Annotated in this window: 19 protein-coding genes and 2 tRNA genes; 10 read left to right on the top strand and 11 right to left on the bottom strand. The window is 69.6% G+C overall.

Annotated elements, in window-relative coordinates:
• Positions 1-62: 62 nt before the first annotated feature.
• The 5 genes from ACWEPX_RS13940 (at position 63) to ACWEPX_RS13920 (ending at position 6765) form a co-directional block, all read left to right on the top strand.
• On the top strand, positions 63-1382 hold the full coding sequence (locus ACWEPX_RS13940) for an alpha-lytic protease prodomain-containing protein (RefSeq protein WP_451897519.1): 1320 nt from the start codon (positions 63-65) through the stop codon (positions 1380-1382).
• Positions 1383-1549: 167 nt separating this feature from the next.
• Positions 1550-2878 (top strand): alpha-lytic protease prodomain-containing protein, encoded by a 1329-nt coding sequence (locus tag ACWEPX_RS13935; RefSeq protein ID WP_451897518.1) that lies wholly within the window; start codon positions 1550-1552, stop codon positions 2876-2878.
• Positions 2879-2941: 63 nt separating this feature from the next.
• Entirely contained in the window at positions 2942-3763 is an 822-nt protein-coding gene (gene fdhD / locus ACWEPX_RS13930; RefSeq protein WP_451897517.1) for a formate dehydrogenase accessory sulfurtransferase FdhD, read from the top strand.
• Positions 3760-4926 (top strand): CaiB/BaiF CoA transferase family protein, encoded by a 1167-nt coding sequence (locus ACWEPX_RS13925; RefSeq protein WP_451897516.1) that lies wholly within the window; start codon positions 3760-3762, stop codon positions 4924-4926. Before fdhD ends, ACWEPX_RS13925 begins: the two co-directional genes overlap by 4 nt.
• 669 nt (positions 4927-5595) lie before the next feature.
• On the top strand, positions 5596-6765 hold the full coding sequence (locus ACWEPX_RS13920) for an alpha/beta hydrolase-fold protein (protein ID WP_451897515.1): 1170 nt from the start codon (positions 5596-5598) through the stop codon (positions 6763-6765).
• Between the two features lies 1 nt (position 6766).
• On the opposite strand, the gene clpX is transcribed toward ACWEPX_RS13920, so the two are convergent.
• The 5 genes from clpX to ACWEPX_RS13895 all read right to left on the bottom strand — a co-directional run bounded on the left by clpX (position 6767) and on the right by ACWEPX_RS13895 (position 12112).
• Entirely contained in the window at positions 6767-8062 is a 1296-nt protein-coding gene (clpX, locus tag ACWEPX_RS13915; RefSeq protein WP_451897514.1) for an ATP-dependent Clp protease ATP-binding subunit ClpX, read from the bottom strand.
• Positions 8063-8302: 240 nt separating this feature from the next.
• Positions 8303-8920, bottom strand: coding sequence for an ATP-dependent Clp protease proteolytic subunit (locus tag ACWEPX_RS13910; protein ID WP_451897513.1), 618 nt, complete (start codon positions 8918-8920; stop codon positions 8303-8305).
• A 20-nt stretch (positions 8921-8940) separates the two neighbouring features.
• Positions 8941-9543 (bottom strand): ATP-dependent Clp protease proteolytic subunit, encoded by a 603-nt coding sequence (locus ACWEPX_RS13905; RefSeq protein WP_451897512.1) that lies wholly within the window; start codon positions 9541-9543, stop codon positions 8941-8943.
• Positions 9544-9685: 142 nt separating this feature from the next.
• Positions 9686-11029 carry a trigger factor gene (gene tig, locus ACWEPX_RS13900; protein WP_451897511.1) on the bottom strand — a complete coding sequence of 448 codons (1344 nt, stop codon included), beginning with the start codon at positions 11027-11029 and terminating at the stop codon, positions 9686-9688.
• A 72-nt stretch (positions 11030-11101) separates the two neighbouring features.
• Positions 11102-12112, bottom strand: coding sequence for an LLM class flavin-dependent oxidoreductase (locus ACWEPX_RS13895; RefSeq protein WP_451897510.1), 1011 nt, complete (start codon positions 12110-12112; stop codon positions 11102-11104).
• A 135-nt stretch (positions 12113-12247) separates the two neighbouring features.
• On the opposite strand from ACWEPX_RS13895, the gene ACWEPX_RS13890 reads away from it, so the two are divergent.
• Positions 12248-12640 (top strand): SCO5389 family protein, encoded by a 393-nt coding sequence (locus ACWEPX_RS13890; protein ID WP_451897509.1) that lies wholly within the window; start codon positions 12248-12250, stop codon positions 12638-12640.
• A gap of 32 nt (positions 12641-12672) precedes the next feature.
• Here ACWEPX_RS13890 and ACWEPX_RS13885 read toward each other — a convergent pair whose 3' ends face one another.
• Together ACWEPX_RS13885 and ACWEPX_RS13880 are read right to left on the bottom strand one after the other, a co-directional pair.
• Positions 12673-13038, bottom strand: coding sequence for a hypothetical protein (locus ACWEPX_RS13885; RefSeq protein ID WP_451897508.1), 366 nt, complete (start codon positions 13036-13038; stop codon positions 12673-12675).
• Positions 13039-13236: 198 nt separating this feature from the next.
• Positions 13237-13307, bottom strand: a tRNA-Gly gene (locus ACWEPX_RS13880).
• A gap of 67 nt (positions 13308-13374) precedes the next feature.
• On the opposite strand from ACWEPX_RS13880, the gene ACWEPX_RS13875 reads away from it, so the two are divergent.
• Positions 13375-13451: transfer RNA gene (locus ACWEPX_RS13875), tRNA-Pro, on the top strand.
• Positions 13452-13908: 457 nt separating this feature from the next.
• Positions 13909-14121 carry a tyrosine-type recombinase/integrase gene (locus tag ACWEPX_RS13870; protein ID WP_451897507.1) on the top strand — a complete coding sequence of 71 codons (213 nt, stop codon included), beginning with the start codon at positions 13909-13911 and terminating at the stop codon, positions 14119-14121.
• A gap of 591 nt (positions 14122-14712) precedes the next feature.
• Here ACWEPX_RS13870 and ACWEPX_RS13865 read toward each other — a convergent pair.
• The 3 genes from ACWEPX_RS13865 to ACWEPX_RS13855 form a co-directional block, all read right to left on the bottom strand.
• A complete protein-coding gene (locus tag ACWEPX_RS13865; protein WP_451897506.1) occupies positions 14713-15453 on the bottom strand; it encodes a DUF5753 domain-containing protein in 741 nt (246 codons plus the stop codon).
• 110 nt (positions 15454-15563) lie between these two features.
• Positions 15564-15935, bottom strand: coding sequence for a hypothetical protein (locus ACWEPX_RS13860; RefSeq protein ID WP_451897505.1), 372 nt, complete (start codon positions 15933-15935; stop codon positions 15564-15566).
• Positions 15936-15970: 35 nt separating this feature from the next.
• Positions 15971-16189, bottom strand: coding sequence for a hypothetical protein (locus ACWEPX_RS13855; protein ID WP_451897504.1), 219 nt, complete (start codon positions 16187-16189; stop codon positions 15971-15973).
• Between the two features lie 503 nt (positions 16190-16692).
• On the opposite strand from ACWEPX_RS13855, the gene ACWEPX_RS13850 reads away from it, so the two are divergent.
• Together ACWEPX_RS13850 and ACWEPX_RS13845 are read left to right on the top strand one after the other, a co-directional pair.
• A complete protein-coding gene (locus tag ACWEPX_RS13850) occupies positions 16693-17907 on the top strand; it encodes a helix-turn-helix domain-containing protein (protein WP_451897503.1) in 1215 nt (404 codons plus the stop codon).
• On the top strand, positions 17904-18458 hold the full coding sequence (locus ACWEPX_RS13845) for a flavoprotein (protein WP_451897502.1): 555 nt from the start codon (positions 17904-17906) through the stop codon (positions 18456-18458). The genes ACWEPX_RS13850 and ACWEPX_RS13845 overlap by 4 nt, the downstream gene beginning before the upstream one ends.
• Here ACWEPX_RS13845 and ACWEPX_RS13840 read toward each other — a convergent pair.
• A complete protein-coding gene (locus ACWEPX_RS13840) occupies positions 18455-18703 on the bottom strand; it encodes a PD-(D/E)XK nuclease domain-containing protein (RefSeq protein WP_451897797.1) in 249 nt (82 codons plus the stop codon). The two genes, ACWEPX_RS13845 and ACWEPX_RS13840, sit on opposite strands and share 4 nt — an antisense overlap.
• Positions 18704-18784: the final 81 nt, after the last annotated feature.

Raw genomic sequence — 18784 nt, 5'->3', positions numbered from 1 at the left:
CGATCCGCCTCCTACCGTTTGCCTGGATTCCACCCTGCACGCCCTCGAGGAGAGAGCGGATAATGAATCGTAAGATCATCGCGGCCGCTACGACGGCCATTACGGCGGCTGGGCTGGCCACAGCCATCGCCCTGACGCCGACCGCGACCGCGGGGCAGACCGCCCCTGCGGTCGACGAGACCCAGTCGGCGATCCTGGCCGCCATGTCCCGCGACCTGAAGATCAGCCCCGAGCAGGCCAAGCACCGCCTGGCCGTGGAGAAGGCCGCGGGCGCCACCGACAAGGCCCTGCAGTCCCTGCTGGGCGCGGGCGGCTACGGCGGCTCCTGGATGGATGCCACCGGCTCCACCCTGACCGTCGCCGTCACCAACGCCCGCGACGCCGAGAAGGTGCGCGCCCTCGGCGCGGTCCCCAAGACCGTCGCCCGCAGCGCCGCCCAGCTCGACGCCGCCAAGGCCAAGCTGGACGCCAAGGCGACCAGCGCGCCGAAGTCCGTCCCGGGCTGGTATGTCGACATCACCAGCAACGAGGTCGTCGTGCTGAGCCACGCGGGCTCCGAGGCCAAGGCCAAGGCGTGGGCGGCCAAGGCAGGTCTGGGTGCCGTGCGCGTCGAGACCACCGCCGAGAACCCGCGTCCGTTCATCGACGTCATCGGCGGCAACGCCTACAGCTTCGGCGGCAGCCGCTGCTCGGTCGGCTTCTCCGTCCAGGGCGGCTTCGTCACCGCAGGCCACTGCGGCGGCGCGGGCACCCGCACCTCCAACCCCAGCGGTGTCGTGGCGGGCTCCAGCTTCCCGGGCAACGACTACGGCTGGGTCCGCGTCGACGCGGGCAACACCCCGCGGCCGCTGGTCAACCGCTACCCCGGCACCGTCCCGGTCGCCGGTTCGCAGGAGGCCCCGGTCGGCGCGTCGGTCTGCCGCTCCGGCTCCACCACCGGCTGGCGCTGCGGCACCATCCAGCAGAAGAACGCCACGGTGAACTACCCGCAGGGCTCGGTGTCCGGCCTCACCCGCACCAGCGCGTGCGCCGAGCCGGGCGACTCCGGCGGGTCGTGGCTGGCCGGTGACCAGGCCCAGGGCGTGACCTCGGGCGGGTCCGGCAACTGCAGCTCCGGCGGCACGTTCTACTTCCAGCCGCTGCAGGAGATCCTGTCGGCGTACGGCCTGCGCCTGCTGACCTCCGGGGACAACCCGCCCACCACCACCACGACGACCTCCGGCGGCAACAACCCGCCCGGTGGCACGTGGGCTGCCTACACCAGCTACGCCGTCGGCGCGCAGGTGACCTACGGCGGCAGCACCTACCGGGCGCTGCAGGCGCACACCTCGATGCCCGGCTGGGAGCCGCCGAACGTCCCGGCTCTCTGGCAGCGCGTCTAGCTGCCCAACCCGGTCCGGGCGCCGCGCAGGGGCGCCCGGGTCACCGCGGCCCCCGACGAGACGCAGGCGTCGGGGGCCGCGGCCTGCTATGACCATTGGTATGTACCAATGCGGGTGATTGTCCGCTTACCGTCGTTGCCACTCACCCTGCAACGAGGAGAGCGGACATGAACCGCAGATTGATCGCCGCTGTGACCACAGCGGTCACAGCGTCGGGGCTGGTCACCGCCATCGCCCTGTCGACCACCAGCGCGACGGCCGCCAGCAGCGCGGACCCGGCCATGCTCAGCGCGATGGCGCGCGACCTCGGCATCACCCAGGAGCAGGCCGTCGAGCGGATGGCCGCCGAGAAGGCCGCCGGGCGCACCGACAGCGCCCTCAAGGCGCGCCTCGGCTCGGCCTACGCGGGCTCCTGGATGGACAGCACCGGCCACACGCTCACCGTCGCGGTGACCGACGCCGCGCTCGCCGACGCCGTCCGCGCCCACGGCGCCGTCCCCGCGACCGCCAGGCACAGCGAGTCCACTCTGGAGGCGGCGAAGGCCAAGCTGGACGCCAGAGCCACCACCGCGCCTGCCGAGGTCCCCGGCTGGTACGTCGACGTGAAGGCCAACCGGGTCGTCGTGCTCGCCAACTCCGGCGGCGAGGCCGAGGCCAGGGCGTGGGCGGCCGGGGCGGGGCTGCGGGGGGCGATCGTCGGCGTCGAGACCAGCGCCGAGGACCCCAAGCCGATGATCGACGTCATCGGCGGCAACGCCTACTACTTCGGCCAGGGCCGCTGCTCGGTCGGCTTCTCCGTCGAGGGCGGCTTCGTCACCGCGGGCCACTGCGGGCGCACGGGCACCCGCACGACCCAGCCGAGCGGCAGCGTCCAGGGCTCCAGCTTCCCCGGCAACGACTACGCCTGGGTGCGCGTGGACGCGGGCAACACCCCGCGCCCGCTGGTCAACCGCTACCCCGGCACCGTGCCCGTCGCGGGCTCGCAGGAGGCGCCGGTCGGCTCGTCGGTCTGCCGCTCCGGCTCCACCACCGGCTGGCGCTGCGGCACCATCCAGCAGAAGAACGCCTCGGTCACCTACCCCGAGGGCACCATCACCGGCCTGACCCGCACCAACGCCTGCGCCGAGCCGGGCGACTCCGGCGGCTCCTGGCTGACCGGCGACCAGGCCCAGGGCGTGACCTCCGGCGGGTCCGGCAACTGCCAGACCGGCGGCACGATCTACTTCCAGCCGATCACCGAGATCCTCCAGGTCTACGGCCTGCGGCTGGTGACGACCGACCCCGGCACCACCACCACGACCACCCGCCCGACCACCGGCACCAGCCCGACGACCACCACGTCCACCCCGCCCGGTGGGACCTGGGCGCCGTACACCTACTACGGCACCGGGGCGCAGGTCACCTACGGCGGCAGCACCTACCGGGTCATCCAGCCGCACACCTCGATGCCCGGCTGGGAGCCGCCGAACGTCCCGGCCCTCTGGGAGCAGGTCTGACCGGATGACCGCGGCCCCCGGCGACCACAGGCGCCGGGGGCCGCGGTACGTAGGCTGGAGCGCATGGGACGGGTGACGGTGCGCAGGTCGGTGCTGCGCGTGGACACATCCGGGCGCACCCGCGCGCCGGACTCGCTGGCCGCGGAGGAGCCGCTGGAGCTGCGCGTCGGGGGTCGGCCGCTGGCGGTCACCATGCGCACGCCGGGGCAGGACGTCGAGCTGGCGCACGGGTTCCTGCTGACCGAGGGCGTCATCGCCGACCGCACGGACGTCGCGCTGGCCCGCTACTGCGACGGCGTGGACGACCAGGGCCGCAACACCTACAACGTCCTCGACGTCGCGCTGGCGCCCGGGATCGCGCCGCCGGACCCCGGCGTCGAGCGCAACTTCTACACCACGTCGTCGTGCGGGGTGTGCGGGAAGGCCGCGCTCGACGCCGTGCGGCTCAAGACGCGCTTCTCCCCGGCCGCCGACCAGTCGGCGGTGCCCGTCCCGGTGCTCACCGGCCTGCCGGACGCGCTGCGGACCGGGCAGAAGGTGTTCGCGGCGACCGGCGGCCTGCACGCCGCGGGGCTGTTCACCGCGACGGGCGACCTGCTGGCCGTGCGGGAGGACGTGGGCAGGCACAACGCCGTCGACAAGGTGCTGGGGTGGGCGCTGCTGCAGGACCTGGTGCCGCTGGGGTCGACGGTGCTGGTGGTGTCCGGGCGGGCGTCGTTCGAGCTGGTGCAGAAGGCGGCGATGGCGGGGGTGCCGGTGCTGGCCGCGGTGTCGGCGCCGTCGTCGCTGGCGGTCGAGCTGGCCGACGAGCTGGGCATCACGCTGATCGGCTTCCTGCGCGGGTCGTCGATGAACGTCTACACCCGACCGGAGCGGGTCGCGTGAGACCGCTGAAGGGGGTGCTGGTGGTCAGCCTGGAGCAGGCCGTCGCCGTGCCGTACGCGACCCGCCTGCTGGCCGACCTCGGCGCCCGGGTGATCAAGGTGGAGCGCCCCGGTAGCGGCGACTTCGCCCGCGACTACGACCGGGCGTGCGGGTCGGTGTCGAGCTACTTCGCGTGGACGAACGTCGGCAAGGAGTCCCTGGCGCTCGACCTCAAGCACCCCGACGGCCAGGCGGTCATCGCCGACCTGGTGGCGCGGGCGGACGTGGTGGCGTGCAACCTCTCGCCGGGGGCGGCGCGGCGGCTGGGGGTGGACGCGGAGGCGCTGCGGGAGCGGCACCCGGGCCTGGTGGTGGCCTCGCTGTCGTCGTACGGCGAGGACGGCCCCTACCGCGACCGCAAGGCCTTCGACGCGCTCATTCAGTCCGAGGCGGGCCTGGTCGCGGCGACGGGGACGGGCGCGGAGATGGCCAGGGCGGGCATCTCGGTGGCCGACATCGCCGCAGGCGTCCAACTGCACGCGGCGATCCTGGCGGCCCTGCTCCGCCGCAGCCGCACGGGCGAGGGCGCGACCCTGCGCCTGACACTGCTGGAGGCCCTGGCCGAGTGGATGCACCAACCGGTCCTCTACGCCCTGGGCACCGGCGCCGACCCGGTGCGGGCGGGCGCGCACCACCCGACCATCGCCCCCTACGGCCCCTTCCGCTGCGCAGGCGGCGAGGCGGTCCACCTGGCCGTCCAGAACGACGGCCAGTGGCGACGCCTGTGCGAGGTGGTCGGCCGCCCGGACCTAGCCGAGCACCCCAACTACCGCACGGTCTCCGACCGCGTCGCGCACCGGGAGTCCCTGCACGCCGAACTCCAGCCGCACTTCGACAGAACCGCTGCCGACGCCTTGCTCGCCTCCCTGCACGCCGCCGACGTCCCAGCCGCCCGCACCCGCGGAGTCGCGGACTTGGCCACCCACCCACAACTGACCGCCCGCACCCGCTGGCAAACCGTCCCGGTCCCCGGCGGCACCACCCCCATGCTCATCCCCCCAGTCGACACCGACGCCTGGACCTGGCACCCCACCCCAGTCCCCGCCCCCGGCGAACACACCGACGCCATCCTCACCTGGCTAGGCCACTCCCCCACCGCCCTACGCACCAGCGGCGCAATCTAACCCACCCCTCCCCCCGCTCCAGCTGACGCGATCATCCCGCCGCCCCACCCAGATGACGCGATCATCCCGCCGCCCCCACCCCAGATGACGCCACCATCCGCCCCCGTCACCCAGATGACGCCACCATCCGCCTTCACCCCAGATGACGTCACCATCCGACTCCAAGTCAGATGACGTCACCATCTGACCCTCCAATCCAGATGATGCGCCCATCCGAATGGCTCCCCAGATGATGCGACCATCCGAGCCGCTCCCCGCGCCCACTGTCCACATGACAAGACCATCCGAATGATCTGACCATCCGAACTGCATATCCCCTGCACACCAACAGCCCCGTTCGGCTCCGCAACCATCCACACAGCACACGCCCCCTCCGGCACGCTCGGCACGGCACAGCCCACAGTCCACCGGCGACACCTCTCCCCCATCACTGTGGACGCCCGTCATTCAGATGGCGCAATCATCTGGATGCGAGCCGCGTCTTCGACTTCGCGTGTGTCCCCCATGGTGGGTCGTCCATCGTCGCTCAAGCGGTTGCCCCCGCCTCCCAGATGATCAGCGCATCGGCGGATGTGACGTCCACGGGATGTGCAAGACGCTCCGCCTGTCCTGCCAGGAGCGGCAATCAGATGATGCGAACATCCGGATGACGGACCGACCGCCGTTCAGATGATGCCGTCATCTGAAACGTCTTCGCCTTTCTCGACGATGGAAGGACGAGACGTGCGGCGGCACGGTCGGGGCAGGATCGGGGGGCCGATGCGGGAGGGGTTCATGGGGCCGGGGGGAGCGGCGGACGCTGGCGAGTCACCGGGGGTGGGTGAGGTACGGCCGGTGCGTGAAGTACAGCGCGTGGGTGAGGCGCGACCCATGGGTGAAGTGCGGCCCACGGGTGCAGTGCGGCCCACGGGTGAACTGCGGCCGCTGGGTGACCGGCGGCCCATGGGTGAGGTGCGGCCCATGGGTGAGGTGCGGCCACTGGCTGAGGTGCGGCCCCTGGGTGAGGCGCGCCGGGTGGGGCGGCGGGTTGTGTTGCTGGGTGGGGCGGCCGTGGCGGTTGGGGGGATTGTGGGGGTGGCGGCGGGGGTGGTGCCGTTGGCGCGGACGATTGGGGCGGCGGGGCAGCGGGTGCCGGAGCCGATCGTGCGGGTGGAGCGGGTGTGGTCGCGGGCTCGGGGGCGGGAGGTGGGGTTGGTGACGGTGTTGCCGACCGAACTGCCCATCAAGGGCCTACCCGTGTGCCTCTTCCTGCACGGCCGCGGAGGCACCGCCGAGACGGCGTTTCCCAGTTCGCTCGGAAAGCATCTCGTCCGCCAGGTCGCGCACGACAAAGTCGAGCCGTTCGCGTTCGTCTCCGTCGACGGCGGGGACAACTACTGGCACGAGCGCGTCCCCGGGGACGACCCCATGCGCATGCTCCTCGCCGAGGTGCCCGCGTGGCTGGCGGCGCGGCACCTGGGACGGGTGTTCGCCGTCGCGGGGGTGTCGATGGGCGGGTTCGGGGCGCTGGTCTACGCGCGGCGGCGGGCTGAGCGCGGGGATCCCGTGCGGGCGGCGGCGGCCATCTCGCCCGCCCTCATCTCCTGGGAGCAGATGCGCAAGCGCCGGGCTTTCCGCAGCGAGCAGGAGTGGCTGGCGCTGGACCCCCGGCACAACATCCCGCCGGACACCCCGCTGGCCGTCTGGTGCGGCACCCAGGACCCCTTCGCCCCGGGCACGCGCGAGTTCATCGAGCTGGCCGACCCCGAGGTCGGCTACCTGGGCCCCGGCGGCCACGACCCGCGCTTCTACAACCGGGTCGTGCCCGGCCTGGTGGAGTTCCTGGCCGGGCACCGGTAGGTCAGGCGGACTTCTCCCGGCGCTCGCGGCGGGTCGGCTGGCGGGAGACGATGGTCGGGTTGACGTTCTCGCGGACCGTCTGCTCGGTGATGACGACCTTGGCCACGTCGGTGCGCGACGGGATGTCGTACATCACCGACTGGAGGACCTCCTCCATGATGGCGCGCAGGCCGCGGGCGCCCGTGCCGCGCAGGATCGCCTGGTCGGCGACGGCCTCCATCGCGGCGTCGGTGAACTCCAGTTCGACGCCGTCCATCTCGAACAGCTTCTTGTACTGCTTGACCAGCGCGTTGCGGGGCTCGGTCAGGATGCGCACCAGCGACGCCTTGTCCAGGTTGGTGACGCTGGCCACCACCGGCAGGCGGCCGATGAACTCCGGGATGAGGCCGAACTTGATCAGGTCCTCGGGCATCGTCTCGGCGAAGATCTCCGCGGCGTCGGTCTCCACCTTCGAGCGGATCTCGGCGCCGAAGCCCAGGCCGCGCTTGCCCACCCGGTCCTGGATGATCTTCTCCAGCCCGGCGAACGCGCCCGCCACGATGAACAGCACGTTCGTCGTGTCGATCTGGATGAACTCCTGGTGGGGGTGCTTGCGCCCGCCCTGCGGCGGCACCGACGCGGTGGTGCCCTCCAGGATCTTCAGCAGCGCCTGCTGCACGCCCTCGCCGGAGACGTCGCGGGTGATCGACGGGTTCTCGCTCTTGCGGGCGATCTTGTCGACCTCGTCGATGTAGATGATGCCGGTCTCGGCCCGCTTGACGTCGTAATCCGCGGCCTGGATGAGCTTGAGGAGGATGTTCTCCACGTCCTCGCCGACGTACCCGGCCTCGGTCAGCGCCGTGGCGTCGGCGATGGCGAAGGGCACGTTCAGCAGCTTGGCCAGCGTCTGGGCCAGGTAGGTCTTGCCGCAGCCGGTGGGGCCGAGCATGAGGATGTTGGACTTGGCCAGCTCGACGGTCTCCTCGCCGCGGCCGTCGCGGCCCTCGGGCCGGGCCCGCTCACCTGCCTGGATGCGCTTGTAGTGGTTGTAGACCGCGACGGCCAGGGAGCGCTTGGCGTCGTTCTGCCCGATGACGTACTGGTCGAGGAACTCGTGGATCTCCAGCGGCTTCGGCAGCTCGTCGAGCTTGACGTCACCGGCCTCGGCCAGCTCCTCCTCGATGATCTCGTTGCAGAGATCGATGCATTCATCGCAGATGTAGACGCCTGGCCCGGCGATGAGCTTCTTCACCTGCTTCTGGCTCTTCCCGCAGAAAGAGCACTTGAGCAGGTCTCCGCCATCACCGATACGTGCCATGGTCGCTGACCTCTGTCCCCTCCGGTGCGCGGAGCACACCTGGCTGTCCGACCGTCCGCACCGCCCCGGTGGCACCTGGCCGGTCGCGTCCGTTGCCTTCGACGGTACCTGTCTACCCCCGAGTTGCGGGAGAACCCGCACCCCGACGCGGCCGAATTGCTCTGATCCCCCACGATAGTTCCTCCACGCCGGGCGTGTCGGTCGCTTTCGTGCGGTCTGGCCGCGCCGGGGCCGGTCGGGTCACCTGGCCGAGAGCTTGCGGTACGGCAGCACCTCGTCGATGATGCCGTACTCCACCGCCTCGGCGGCGGTGAGGATCTTGTCGCGCTCGATGTCGGTGCGGACCTGCTCCTCGCCGCGGCCGGTGTGCCGGGCCAGGATGTTCTCCATCTGGCGGCGCACCCGCTGGATCTCGTTGGCCTGGATCTCCAGGTCGGAGACCTGGCCGTAGGTGCCCTCGGTGGCGGGCTGGTGGATCAGCACGCGGGCGTTGGGCAGGGCCATGCGCTTGCCCGGGGTGCCTGCGGCCAGCAGCACCGCCGCGGCCGACGCGGCCTGGCCCAGGCAGAACGTCTGGATGTCCGGACGCACGTACTGCATGGTGTCGTAGATGGCCATCAGCGAGGTGAACGAGCCACCCGGGGAGTTGATGTACATCGTGATGTCGCGGTCGGGGTCGGCCGACTCCAGGTAGATCAGCTGGGCCATCACGTCGTTGGCGGAGGCGTCGTCGATCTGCACGCCGACGAAGATGATCCGCTCCTCGAACAGCTTGTTGTACGGGTTCGACTCCTTGACCCCGTAGCTGGTGCGCTCCACGAACGACGGGAGCACGTAGCGGGACTGAAGATTGCTCACCTTGAGGCTCCTGTTCGTGCTCAGTTGGCCGTGCGCCCGACGCGGGACACCACGTGGTCGATGAAGCCGTACTCCTTGGCCTCCTCGGCGGTGAACCAGCGGTCGCGGTCGGCGTCGGCGGTCACCTTCTCCACGGTCTGCCCGGTCTGCTCCGCGGTGATGACGGCCATCTCGTGCTTCCACTTGGCGTAGACCTCGGCGCGGATGGCGATGTCCGACGCCGTGCCGCCGATGCCCGCGGAGGGCTGGTGCATCATCACGCGGGTGTGCGGCAGCGCGTAGCGCTTGCCGGGCGTGCCGGAGGCCAGCAGGAACTGCCCCATCGACGCGGCCAGGCCCAGGCCCCAGGTGGCCACGTCGGGCTCGATGAGCTGCATGGTGTCGTAGATGGCCATGCCCGCGGTGACCGAGCCACCGGGGGAGTTGATGTAGAAGGTGATGTCCTTCTCGGGGTCCTCGGCGGCCAGCAGCAGCAGCTGCGCGGTGATCCGGTTGGCGATCTCGTCGTCGACCTCGGAGCCGAGGAAGACGATGCGCTCGCGGAGCAGCCGCTCGTAAACCGAGTCGTTCAGGGTGAGCCCCGCGGTCGCCGACCGCAGGTGGGGCGAGGGGTGCTGCGTCACGTCTGCCTGCCTTCTCCCAAGTCTTGAAGCTCTTGCGTCGAGATCTCTCCCGACATTAACGAAGGCGGGCGGCGTCGACTGCCCGACACCGCCCACTTTCGCTCACAGCGTTAGAACCCGAGGGCGTCGACGACGCTCCCAGTCATTCGGCCGCGGCCTCATCCGCCTGCTTGCCGAACAGCTCCGACAGGTCGACCTCGGCGCCGTCCTCGGTGGTCACCTTGGCCTCGCGCACTACGGCGGCCAGCGCCTTGCCCCGGCGCACGTCGGCGAAGATGGCGCCGAGCTGGCCGGACTGCTGGGCCCGCTGGACGTACTCGTCCGGGCTGACCCCGAAGCGCTGGGCCTGGTAGATGATCCGCTCGGTCAGCTCCGCGTCGTTGACCTGGACCTGCTCGGCCTCGGCGATGGCGTCGAGCACCAGCTGGGTCTTGACCGACTTCTCGGCGTCGGCGCGCAGCTCGGTGTCGAACTCCTCGCGGTTGCGGCCCTGCGACTCCAGGAACTCGGTCAGCTTGGCGTCGTCGTGGTCGAAGGAGTGCACGGCGTCGTGGTGGCGGTTGTCCACCTCGGCCTGCACGACCTTCTCCGGCAGCGGCACCTCGACCGCCGCCAGCAGGGCCTCCAGGACCTTGTCGCGGGCCTGCACGCCCTGCTGCATCTTCTTGACCCGGCCGAGCCGCTCGCGCAGGTCGGCGCGCAGCTCGTCGATGGTGTCGAACTCGCTGGCCAGCTGGGCGAACTCGTCGTCGGCCTCGGGCAGCTCGCGCACCTTGACCGTCTGCACGGCCACGGTGACCTCGGCGTCCTGGCCCGCGTGCTCGCCAGCGACCAGCTTGGTGGTGAAGGTGGCCGACTCACCGGCGGACAGGCCGACCAGGGCCTCGTCGATGCCCTCGATGAGCTGGCCGCTGCCGACCTCGTAGCTCAGGCCGGAGGTCTTGGCGTCCTCGACCTCGGCGCCGTCCACGGTGGCCGAGAGGTCGATGGAGACGAAGTCGCCGGTCTCCACCGGGCGGTTGGCGCCGGTCAGCGTGCCGAAGCGGGCCCGCAGCTCGTCGAGCTGCTCGTCGACCTCGGCGTCGGTGACCTCGACGTCGTCGACGGTCACGGCGAAGCCGTCGTAGGCCGGGACCTCGATCTCCGGGCGCACGTCCACCTCGGCGGTGAACTCCAGGCTGGCGCCGTCCTCCAGCTTGGTCAGCTCGATGTCGGGCTGGCCGAGGGCCTTGATCTGGCCCGCGGTCAGCGCCTCCATGTACTTGGCCGGGATGGCCTCGTTGACGACCTCGTCCAGGATGGGCGCGCGGCCGACGCGCGACTCGATGACGCGCGCGGGGGCCTTGCCCGGGCGGAAGCCGGGGATGCGGATCTGGCCCGCGAGCTTGCGGTACGCGCGGTCGAAGTTCGGCTTGAGCTCGTCGAACGGCACCTCGACGTTGATGCGTACCCGCGTCGGGCTCAGCTGCTCGACGGTGCTCTTCAACGTGGTCTCCTCGGTACTGACTTGGGGTACTGCCCCGCGGCGCAGCGGGCCGACGGGGATCGACGTCCGAGTCTAGGCGAGCTTCCCCAGGTCGGACGCGGCGGGTGGCAGGACGCCGGAGCGGCGCAGCGCGCCCAGGGCGGTGACGGTGCGCTGGGTGTGCCCGGGGTCCCCGGTGGCCTCGACCATGCAGATGACCCGGTCGACGCCGGAGCGGGCCAGCCGGGTGGCGCAGTAGTCGAGGTCGCCGACGGGGTGCAGGTCGCAGAGCAGCCGGGCGTAGGCGTACGGGTCGCGGGAGGGGCCGCGGCCGCCGTCGAGCGGGACGTGCGCGGCCAGGCCCGAGCACAGCCACCCCGGCGCGCTGGCCATCACCTCGTCGACGGCCTCGGCGCGGCTGTCGGCGACGTGCGCGACGACCGCGGAGACGTGCGGGGCGTCGACCGGGCCGCCCGCGGCGCGGTAGTGGGCCACCATGGCGAGCTTGTCCTCGTCGGCGACGTGCATGCCCAGCAGCAGCGGCAGCCCGCGGGCGGCGGCCAGGGCCACGGTGGCCTTGGAGGTGGCGGCCACGGCGACCGGCGGGTGCGGGCGGGTGAGCGGGGCGGGCACGACCGGCACCTCGCGGAAGGGGAACCGCGGGGTGCCCGCGACGGTGGGGCCTGCCAAGGCGCGCAGGAGCAGGTCGAGGGCGTCGGGGAAGCCGGTGCGGTAGCGGTCCAGGCCGGTGCCGAACACCTCCAGGTCCACCCACGGGCCGCCGCGGCCGACGCCGAGGTGGAACCGGCCGCCGGAGAGGTTGTCCAGCAGCAGGGCGCGCTCGGCGACGGCGACCGGGTGGGCGGTGCTGAGCACGCTGACCGCGGTGCCGATGGCGATGCGGCGGGTGCGGCCGAGCGCGAAGGCGGCGAACGCGGCCGCGTCCGGGCACACGCCGTAGGGCATGAAGTGGTGCTCGGCGACCCACGCCTCGTCCAGGCCTGCGCGCTCGGCGGCGTCGAGGGCGGCGACCGCCCGGTCGAGCGCGTCGCGGTCGGACTGGCCGGGGAAGCGGGGGGCGAGCAGGAAGGCTCCGATGGGCACAGGGGCGGACCTACCGGCGCGCGGGGTGGCCCCGCAACCGCTCGGGGCGCATTTCGACCATTCCGGTGGCGAGGGTTGATCAGCCTTCGACGGGGCCGGTAGGCAGGGATTCGACTGGAGCTACTGGAGGTTGCGATGTCTCTCGATGTGCCCGCCGACCTGCTCGCCCGCGCCGAGCGCGGCCCGGTGGACGACGCCGACTTCGTCGACTGCGTGCGGGTGTCCCTGCCGTACGCCTGGGAGGTCATCTCCCGCGTCGCCTGCGCAGCCCCGGACCGCCCGGACGGCTTCGCCGACCACGAGGTGCCGCCGCCGAGCGAGGCCGAGCGCGGGCAGCTGCTGCGCGCCCTGGCCTCCGACGCGATCCGCGGCGGCCTCGAACGCCACTTCGGGGTGAAGCTGGCCTTCCAGAACTGCCACCGGGTGGCGGCGTTCGTGCCCGCCGCGGTCGACAGCGAGCGCTACCGGGCGTTCATCAGCCCGCGGGGCCAGCTGCTCAACCAGTCCCCCGAGCTGCGCGACTGCTGACCGGCCGCGCGCCCTCCTGGTCCGGGAGGGCGCTAGGCCAGCACGTGCTCGATCCGCTGCCGGGTCTCGGCGTCGACCGGCAGCGCCCCCAGCACCTCCGGCTCGACCCACTCCGCGCCCGCCAGCAGCTCGCCCGCGTTCGGCCGCGCGCGGAAGCACACCCCGAACCCGGGCCCGCCGGTCACCCCCACCAGGTCGCACACCTCGACCGCCACCCCGGTCGCCGCGGCCACCACCCGGGTGACCCCGGCCCCGGCCTCCTCGCCGACCAGCAGCGGTCCCGCGGGCAGCTCCAACCGCCCCCCGCGGCGCACCATCAGCACCAGCCCGGCGTCGTCGACCACGACGGCGCTGAGCACCACGGCCTGCCTGACATCCAGCACTGCATTGCGCGACATGGCACCGGTCTACCGAACCCGCCTGCCCGCTGCCACGGCGTTCACCGTCAATACGGGCACTCTTAAAGCGTTTCACCCGGCTGGCTGTGGTGAGCGACACTCACCGGCACCCGAACGGCCGGTTCAGCTCCGCCCACTGTGGAGACCCCCGAACAGCACCGCGGCCCGCCGGAGGGATCGCCGACGGGCCGCGCTCGGAGCGGGCGACGGGAATCGAACCCGCGTAGCTAGTTTGGAAGACTAGGGCTCTACCATTGAGCTACGCCCGCATGCGCCGGTCGGTGACCGGCACGGGAAACAGCTTAGCGCGTGCCGGTAGGCTGATCGGGTAGACCCCGGGCTGTGGCGCAGCTTGGTAGCGCATTCGCTTTGGGAGCGAAGGGTCGCAGGTTCAAATCCTGTCAGCCCGACCAAGGGCCTCTTACCGCTGGTGAGAGGCCCTTTCCATGTCCAACTCCAGGGGGACGCCCTCAGCAGAGTGCTCGGTGACACTTCGCCTGAGGGGTTTCGCGCGTGCCCTACAGCCTCTCGTCCGACACCGTCCCCTGGCCTCCAGGCCCTACCCGCGGCTGATCAAGGAGTGGGCTCGATCACTCGCCACCCAAGGCGTGAGCGAGAACACGATCTTCGGCTGGATCGCCCACCGGCTCGGTGCCCCAGACGAGGCAAGCCAACAACTACCGGGGCTTGCAGGCCTGGATCCGGTGGCTCGCCGATGAGGACGAGGTCGACCAGCACCCCGTCACCAAGGTGAAGCCGCCCTACGTGCCCGACCTGCCGCCCCGGGCATCGCCGTCGGCCTCCTCCAGAAGGTGCTGGCCACCTGCGACAGCAAGGCGCTCGTGTCCCGCCGTGACGAGGCCCTGATGTTTGGTCTTCGACACCGGCGCCCGGCTCTCCGAGGTCGGCAAGCTCGCCGTCGACGACCTCGACCTCCAAGTCGACGTGATCAAGGTGATCGGCAAGGGCCGCAAGGCGCGAGACCCCTTCTCGCCTCGCGTCGGCAAGGCCTTGTCCCGTTACCTTCGCGTGCGCGCGCGAGCGCCGCGCCGAGCTACCCGCGTTGTGGCTGGTCGAGCGTAACCCACGGCTCCCTGAACCCCAGAGGCATCGCCTCTCGGCGCCGACCGAGCTGACGCCCAGCACGGCGCGGCGGCTGCGCATCGGCGACACCTTCTAGGTGACACGGGTGCGCTGTGCTCGCCCCATGGCGGCACCGACCAACATCGGGTCATAGCACCGTTACTTGCCCCAGAAATTACTGTCGGGTAGCCACCGGGCGGGGTAGCGGTAACGCTCCAGGCATTCGGCCTAGCTATTGAGCTACCGTGCGCACCGGCTAGGCGTCGGCCTCCCCGACCGGCTGAGGTGATCATGCGGAGTCGCCTTCCCTCCGCTGTGCTCCCAGCTCTGCAACAACTCGTCAGTCAAGGCAGGGAATTCACCAGTCGGCCACTCGTCCTCATCCCAGTCCCGCACTCCGCCGTGTGGGTCAAGGCACCGTGCAGGCCAGTTGAGCCGCAGCGGTCTGCCCCCTGGGCTTGGCGTTCCACCAACTCGGCGACGGACACGGCGTGGTCGCCGTGGCCGTTGTGCTTGCTCATTGCCGGAACCGCCACAGCAGCCGGGCGGTGAGCACGAGGCTGCCCACCACAATGCACACCAGGGCCACGGTCATTCGCGCACTGCCCGGATGAGCGCCAGTGAGTCATCCGGGGACAAGGCCAGGGCTTCCACCCGGTGGACCATGCGCCAGTAGGACGCCACGGTTTCCGGGTCGTCGGAAACGTGCAAGCCGTCGTTGTCGGGGACGACCACCACGGGTGGTGTCCCGTGGATGAGCTGGAACGGGATGGTGGGAACGCCGCCCGTGCCCTGCGGGACGACCCGGATGGTGACGTGTGCCCGCCTGGCGACCTCGCCAAGGTGCATGCGCTGGTCATCCATGACCGCGCCGTTGCCGACCCTGCGCCGGATGGCTTGCTCGCTGGTGAGCCACTGAAACGGCAGGGGATCAAGGTCGTTGCGTAGTAGGGCCGCGCGTTGTTCCCGGGTGACGTTGTATGCAACGGTGTCTTGCTTGGTCAGCGCAGCGGCGTACATCTGCGTTTGCAGATGAGCGGGCACCGCCAGTGGATCAAAGACTGCCAGCCGATCAGCAAAGGCTTCCAGCCCGGTCACCAACCCGATGCGGAGTGGCCCGACCGGGCGCGGGGGTTTCACCAGGCGGTGCCGGCACGCTCGCAGCAGAGTGTCCATGAAGGGAAGCCAGTCCTCGCGGTCAAGCTGGGTGCAGAGGATCTTGAGTTCTTCCGGCTGCGGAAGCGGCCACCCGCGCAACAAGTCCCGGGCAAGGGATTCATGGATGTGCAGCCATCCCGACACCGGGATGGGATGCGCCTTGGTCTCAGCCACCAGACGGCGTAAGTGGAAGCGGAAAACCTGCCGGGAAACCGGCAAGGACAACGGCACCCGGGGAAGAAGCCGCGGTTCACTTCTCTGTTGAGGCGTAAGCGAAAGAGCCCTCACCGCTTCAGCTCCGACTGCCCGAGGCATAGTCGCCGGGCCTGATCCGGCAACTCGCCGTCCCGCAGCCACACCGCACAACCTGTCCGCCGGATGGCCTTCACCAAGCGCGCTGCAACATCCTCCCGGGGTGAAAGGTGCACAGCGTTCAGCAGCACAGCAGCCGAGGAGTTAGGCATTGACAGCGCATCGAGTAGCCCCCGGAAGCCGATGCGGTCGTCATCGAGCGGCCCGCCGCTGTCGGTGAACACTGCCCCGAGCACCCACCCTTCGCGGGCGCACCAGGACGCCAATTGCTCCTTGCACTCCCGGACGAACACCTCATTGTCGACGAGCACGCGGACGTAGCCGTAGACCACAGGCGCGGGCATGGCAGAACCTCCAAGAACCGTTGCAGGGGAAGAAATCAGCGCACGATGGGCGGCAATTTCGGGTGCTTCTTGGCAGCGGTCTGAACCTTCTTGAAGCCACGGTCCGCCGCATTGGCTACAGGCTGTTCTACGGCCGAGGTACAGACCATCGCTACGAAGCTGAGGGCCGACAGTTCCAGTACGGACAGCTCCACGGTGAGCATCACTTGCTCCGGTGCCGTCTTGGGCGGGGTGGACTGCTTCTTGCCACTCATGCCCCCGCGTCCTTGTTCGCTTGGCGCACTGCGGCGTACTGGTACTCGACAACGCAGGCCAGTTGGTCGAGCCGATCTCGCAAGTCCCGCGCCTGCGCCGGGGTCAACAAAGCAGCTTCAGCTGGGGGCGCCACTAATACGACCTTTCCGCTGGTGGGAGCCGTCCACAGCCCGATGCTTCGCACCCGTCGGAAACCGTCGGTGCAGGTGATGTGCGACTTCATGGGGTCGAGCCCGGCACCGCTACTCACGACAGTTCCCTCTGGTCGGCGACTGGAACGCACCCAACCCCGGAGCTTGCCGACCTGGAACCGGGGGAAGGCCGCACCGCATGGGAGAGGCGATCGAGGCTCGGCGCGGTTGTTCCTGGTCTTGGCGTCCGGGGCCGGGTGCCGAGTGCCGACGCTAGGAGCGACAGACCGTTACGAGTCGTACAAAATGTGTGACCACCTACCCGTTAGGCTGATCAGAGGCACATCCACCGACCGGATGGAGCGGAAGCAGTGGACACGGACGGGCAGCAACTCGGTTCCCGGGTTCGCTACTGGCGACTGCGCCGCAACCTGAGCCGCAAGCAGTTCGCCGACATGGTGGGCCGGTCGACGTCATGGCTGGACAAGATCGAGACTGGAGAACGGGCACTTGCCCGGGTACCGATGATCGAGCGCGTGGCCGACGCCCTCGGCATTGACCCAACGGTGCTCACTGACACCGTGGCGGCTGAGCGAGCCAGTCACTGCGTCGATGCGTCCGAGGTGCTGGCTATCCGAAGCGCCCTGAGCCACTATCCCGGCTTGGCCGTCCAGCAGTCTTCACCCGTCAAGCTGGCCGACATCCAGCGCCAGGCCGAGTACCTGGATCAGGCGTGGCTGTCGTCCCGCTTCACCGTCGTTGCCCGCCACCTGCCGAAGCTCATGACCGACGCCCAGTGCGCCGTACTCACGGCGCTGCCTGCTGATCAGGTAGCGGCCTACCGGGTGCTGGTCACTACCTATCGGCTGGCCTCATCCATGTTGCTCAAGTTCGAGGCCAACGATGTTGCCTGGCTGGCAGCAGATCGGGCGATGCACACAGCACTTGTTGTTGATGACACATGGGCATTGGCCCGAGCCACCCGCAGCGTCGCCCGTGCCATGACCAGTACGCACCAGCAGGGAGAAGCTATCGCCACCTTGCTTGCGATGGCTGACCGGATGCGGGATGAAGTGAGCGCCAATGAGCGTCACCTCCTGTCGCTCTACGGGATGCTCTACCTCGCGGCCTCCATAACTGCTGCCGGACAAGAAGACGCACGGCTAGCCCGGGATATGCACGACGAAGCCATCACCGCGGCCCTCCGTTTTGAGTCGCACTACGATGACCACCACACGTACTTCGGTCTCACAAACACCCTTATCCATCGGGTGTCCGCACTCGTCAGGCTGCATGAGGGCGGCAGGGCGCTAGAGTTCGCCGCCACCATTGACCCCAGTTCGGTTGCCACTCTATCGGTTGAACGCCGCTCCAACTATCTGCTCGACCTCACCGAAGCCCATACCAGTGTCGGCAACTACCGCCAGGCGGTGACCCTCCTGGCCCAGGCCGAACAGGTCGCCCCTGAAGAAGTTCGTTGCCGACCACTGGCACACGGCTTGCTTCGCTCGCTGCTGGAGAACACGACCGGCGAGAAAGCCACAATTGTTCGCCAGATGGCCGTACGGGCAGGAGTCACCGCATGAGCAAGCCCGTGCTCTACCTCATGGTCTGCGGCGCAGGCCCGGCCGACCACATCGACCGAATGATCACCCTGGCGCAGGCCGACGGCTGGGATGTCTGGTGTATCGCCACTCCGGCCGCTGTTGAGCACTTTCTTAACCTTGACGAACTGGAGAAGCTCACCGGCCATCCGGTACGCACCGGTCACCAACGAGCCGGACAGCCAGGCTTGCCGAAAGCGACGGCCGTGATTGTCGCACCCGCGACGTACAACACGATCAACAAGTGGGCGGCTGGCATTGCCGATACTTACGTGCTTACCCAGCTTGCTGAACTGACTGGCCTTGGTCTGCCAATTGCCGTGCTGCCGTTCGTGAACACCGCACTTGCTGCGAACAGAGTCTTCCAGCGCAGCGTGACCGAACTACGGGAGTCCGGCGTCAACGTGCTGTTCGGAGAAGGCGGCTTTGTGCCACACCCGCCACGCACGGGTGGGCGGGTGATGGACAGCTATCCGTGGGGTGTGGCGCTTGAGGCTGTGGCCGGATCGAGAAACACCCCACCTTCTGCCTAGCGAGTGATGACTACTCGCACAAGGAAGCCATCGGAATCCGCGTTCAGATCATTCTCAAACCCTCTTGCGTTGGTAATCTTCCGCTTCGGGTCATAGACCAAGGCAAATAGTGCACTTACGTGGGGATGTGCTCGAAAGTGTTCGATATCAAGGTTTAGTTCTTTGCGTAGCTTCTCTCTGCCTAGGTCATTTCGTGTCATCTTCGTCTCGATGGCGATTCGCTCTTGCTTAAGAGGGTGTCTCACGTGGGTTGATCTAGGTCTGCGATGATCTTGTTGTGGACAGGTTGTCGCTGCGGTTGGTGCCGGATGAGTTGTGGGCGCTGG

The organism is Actinokineospora sp. NPDC004072 (assembly GCF_053604195.1).
This window is presented reverse-complemented; position numbering and strand designations above follow the sequence as displayed.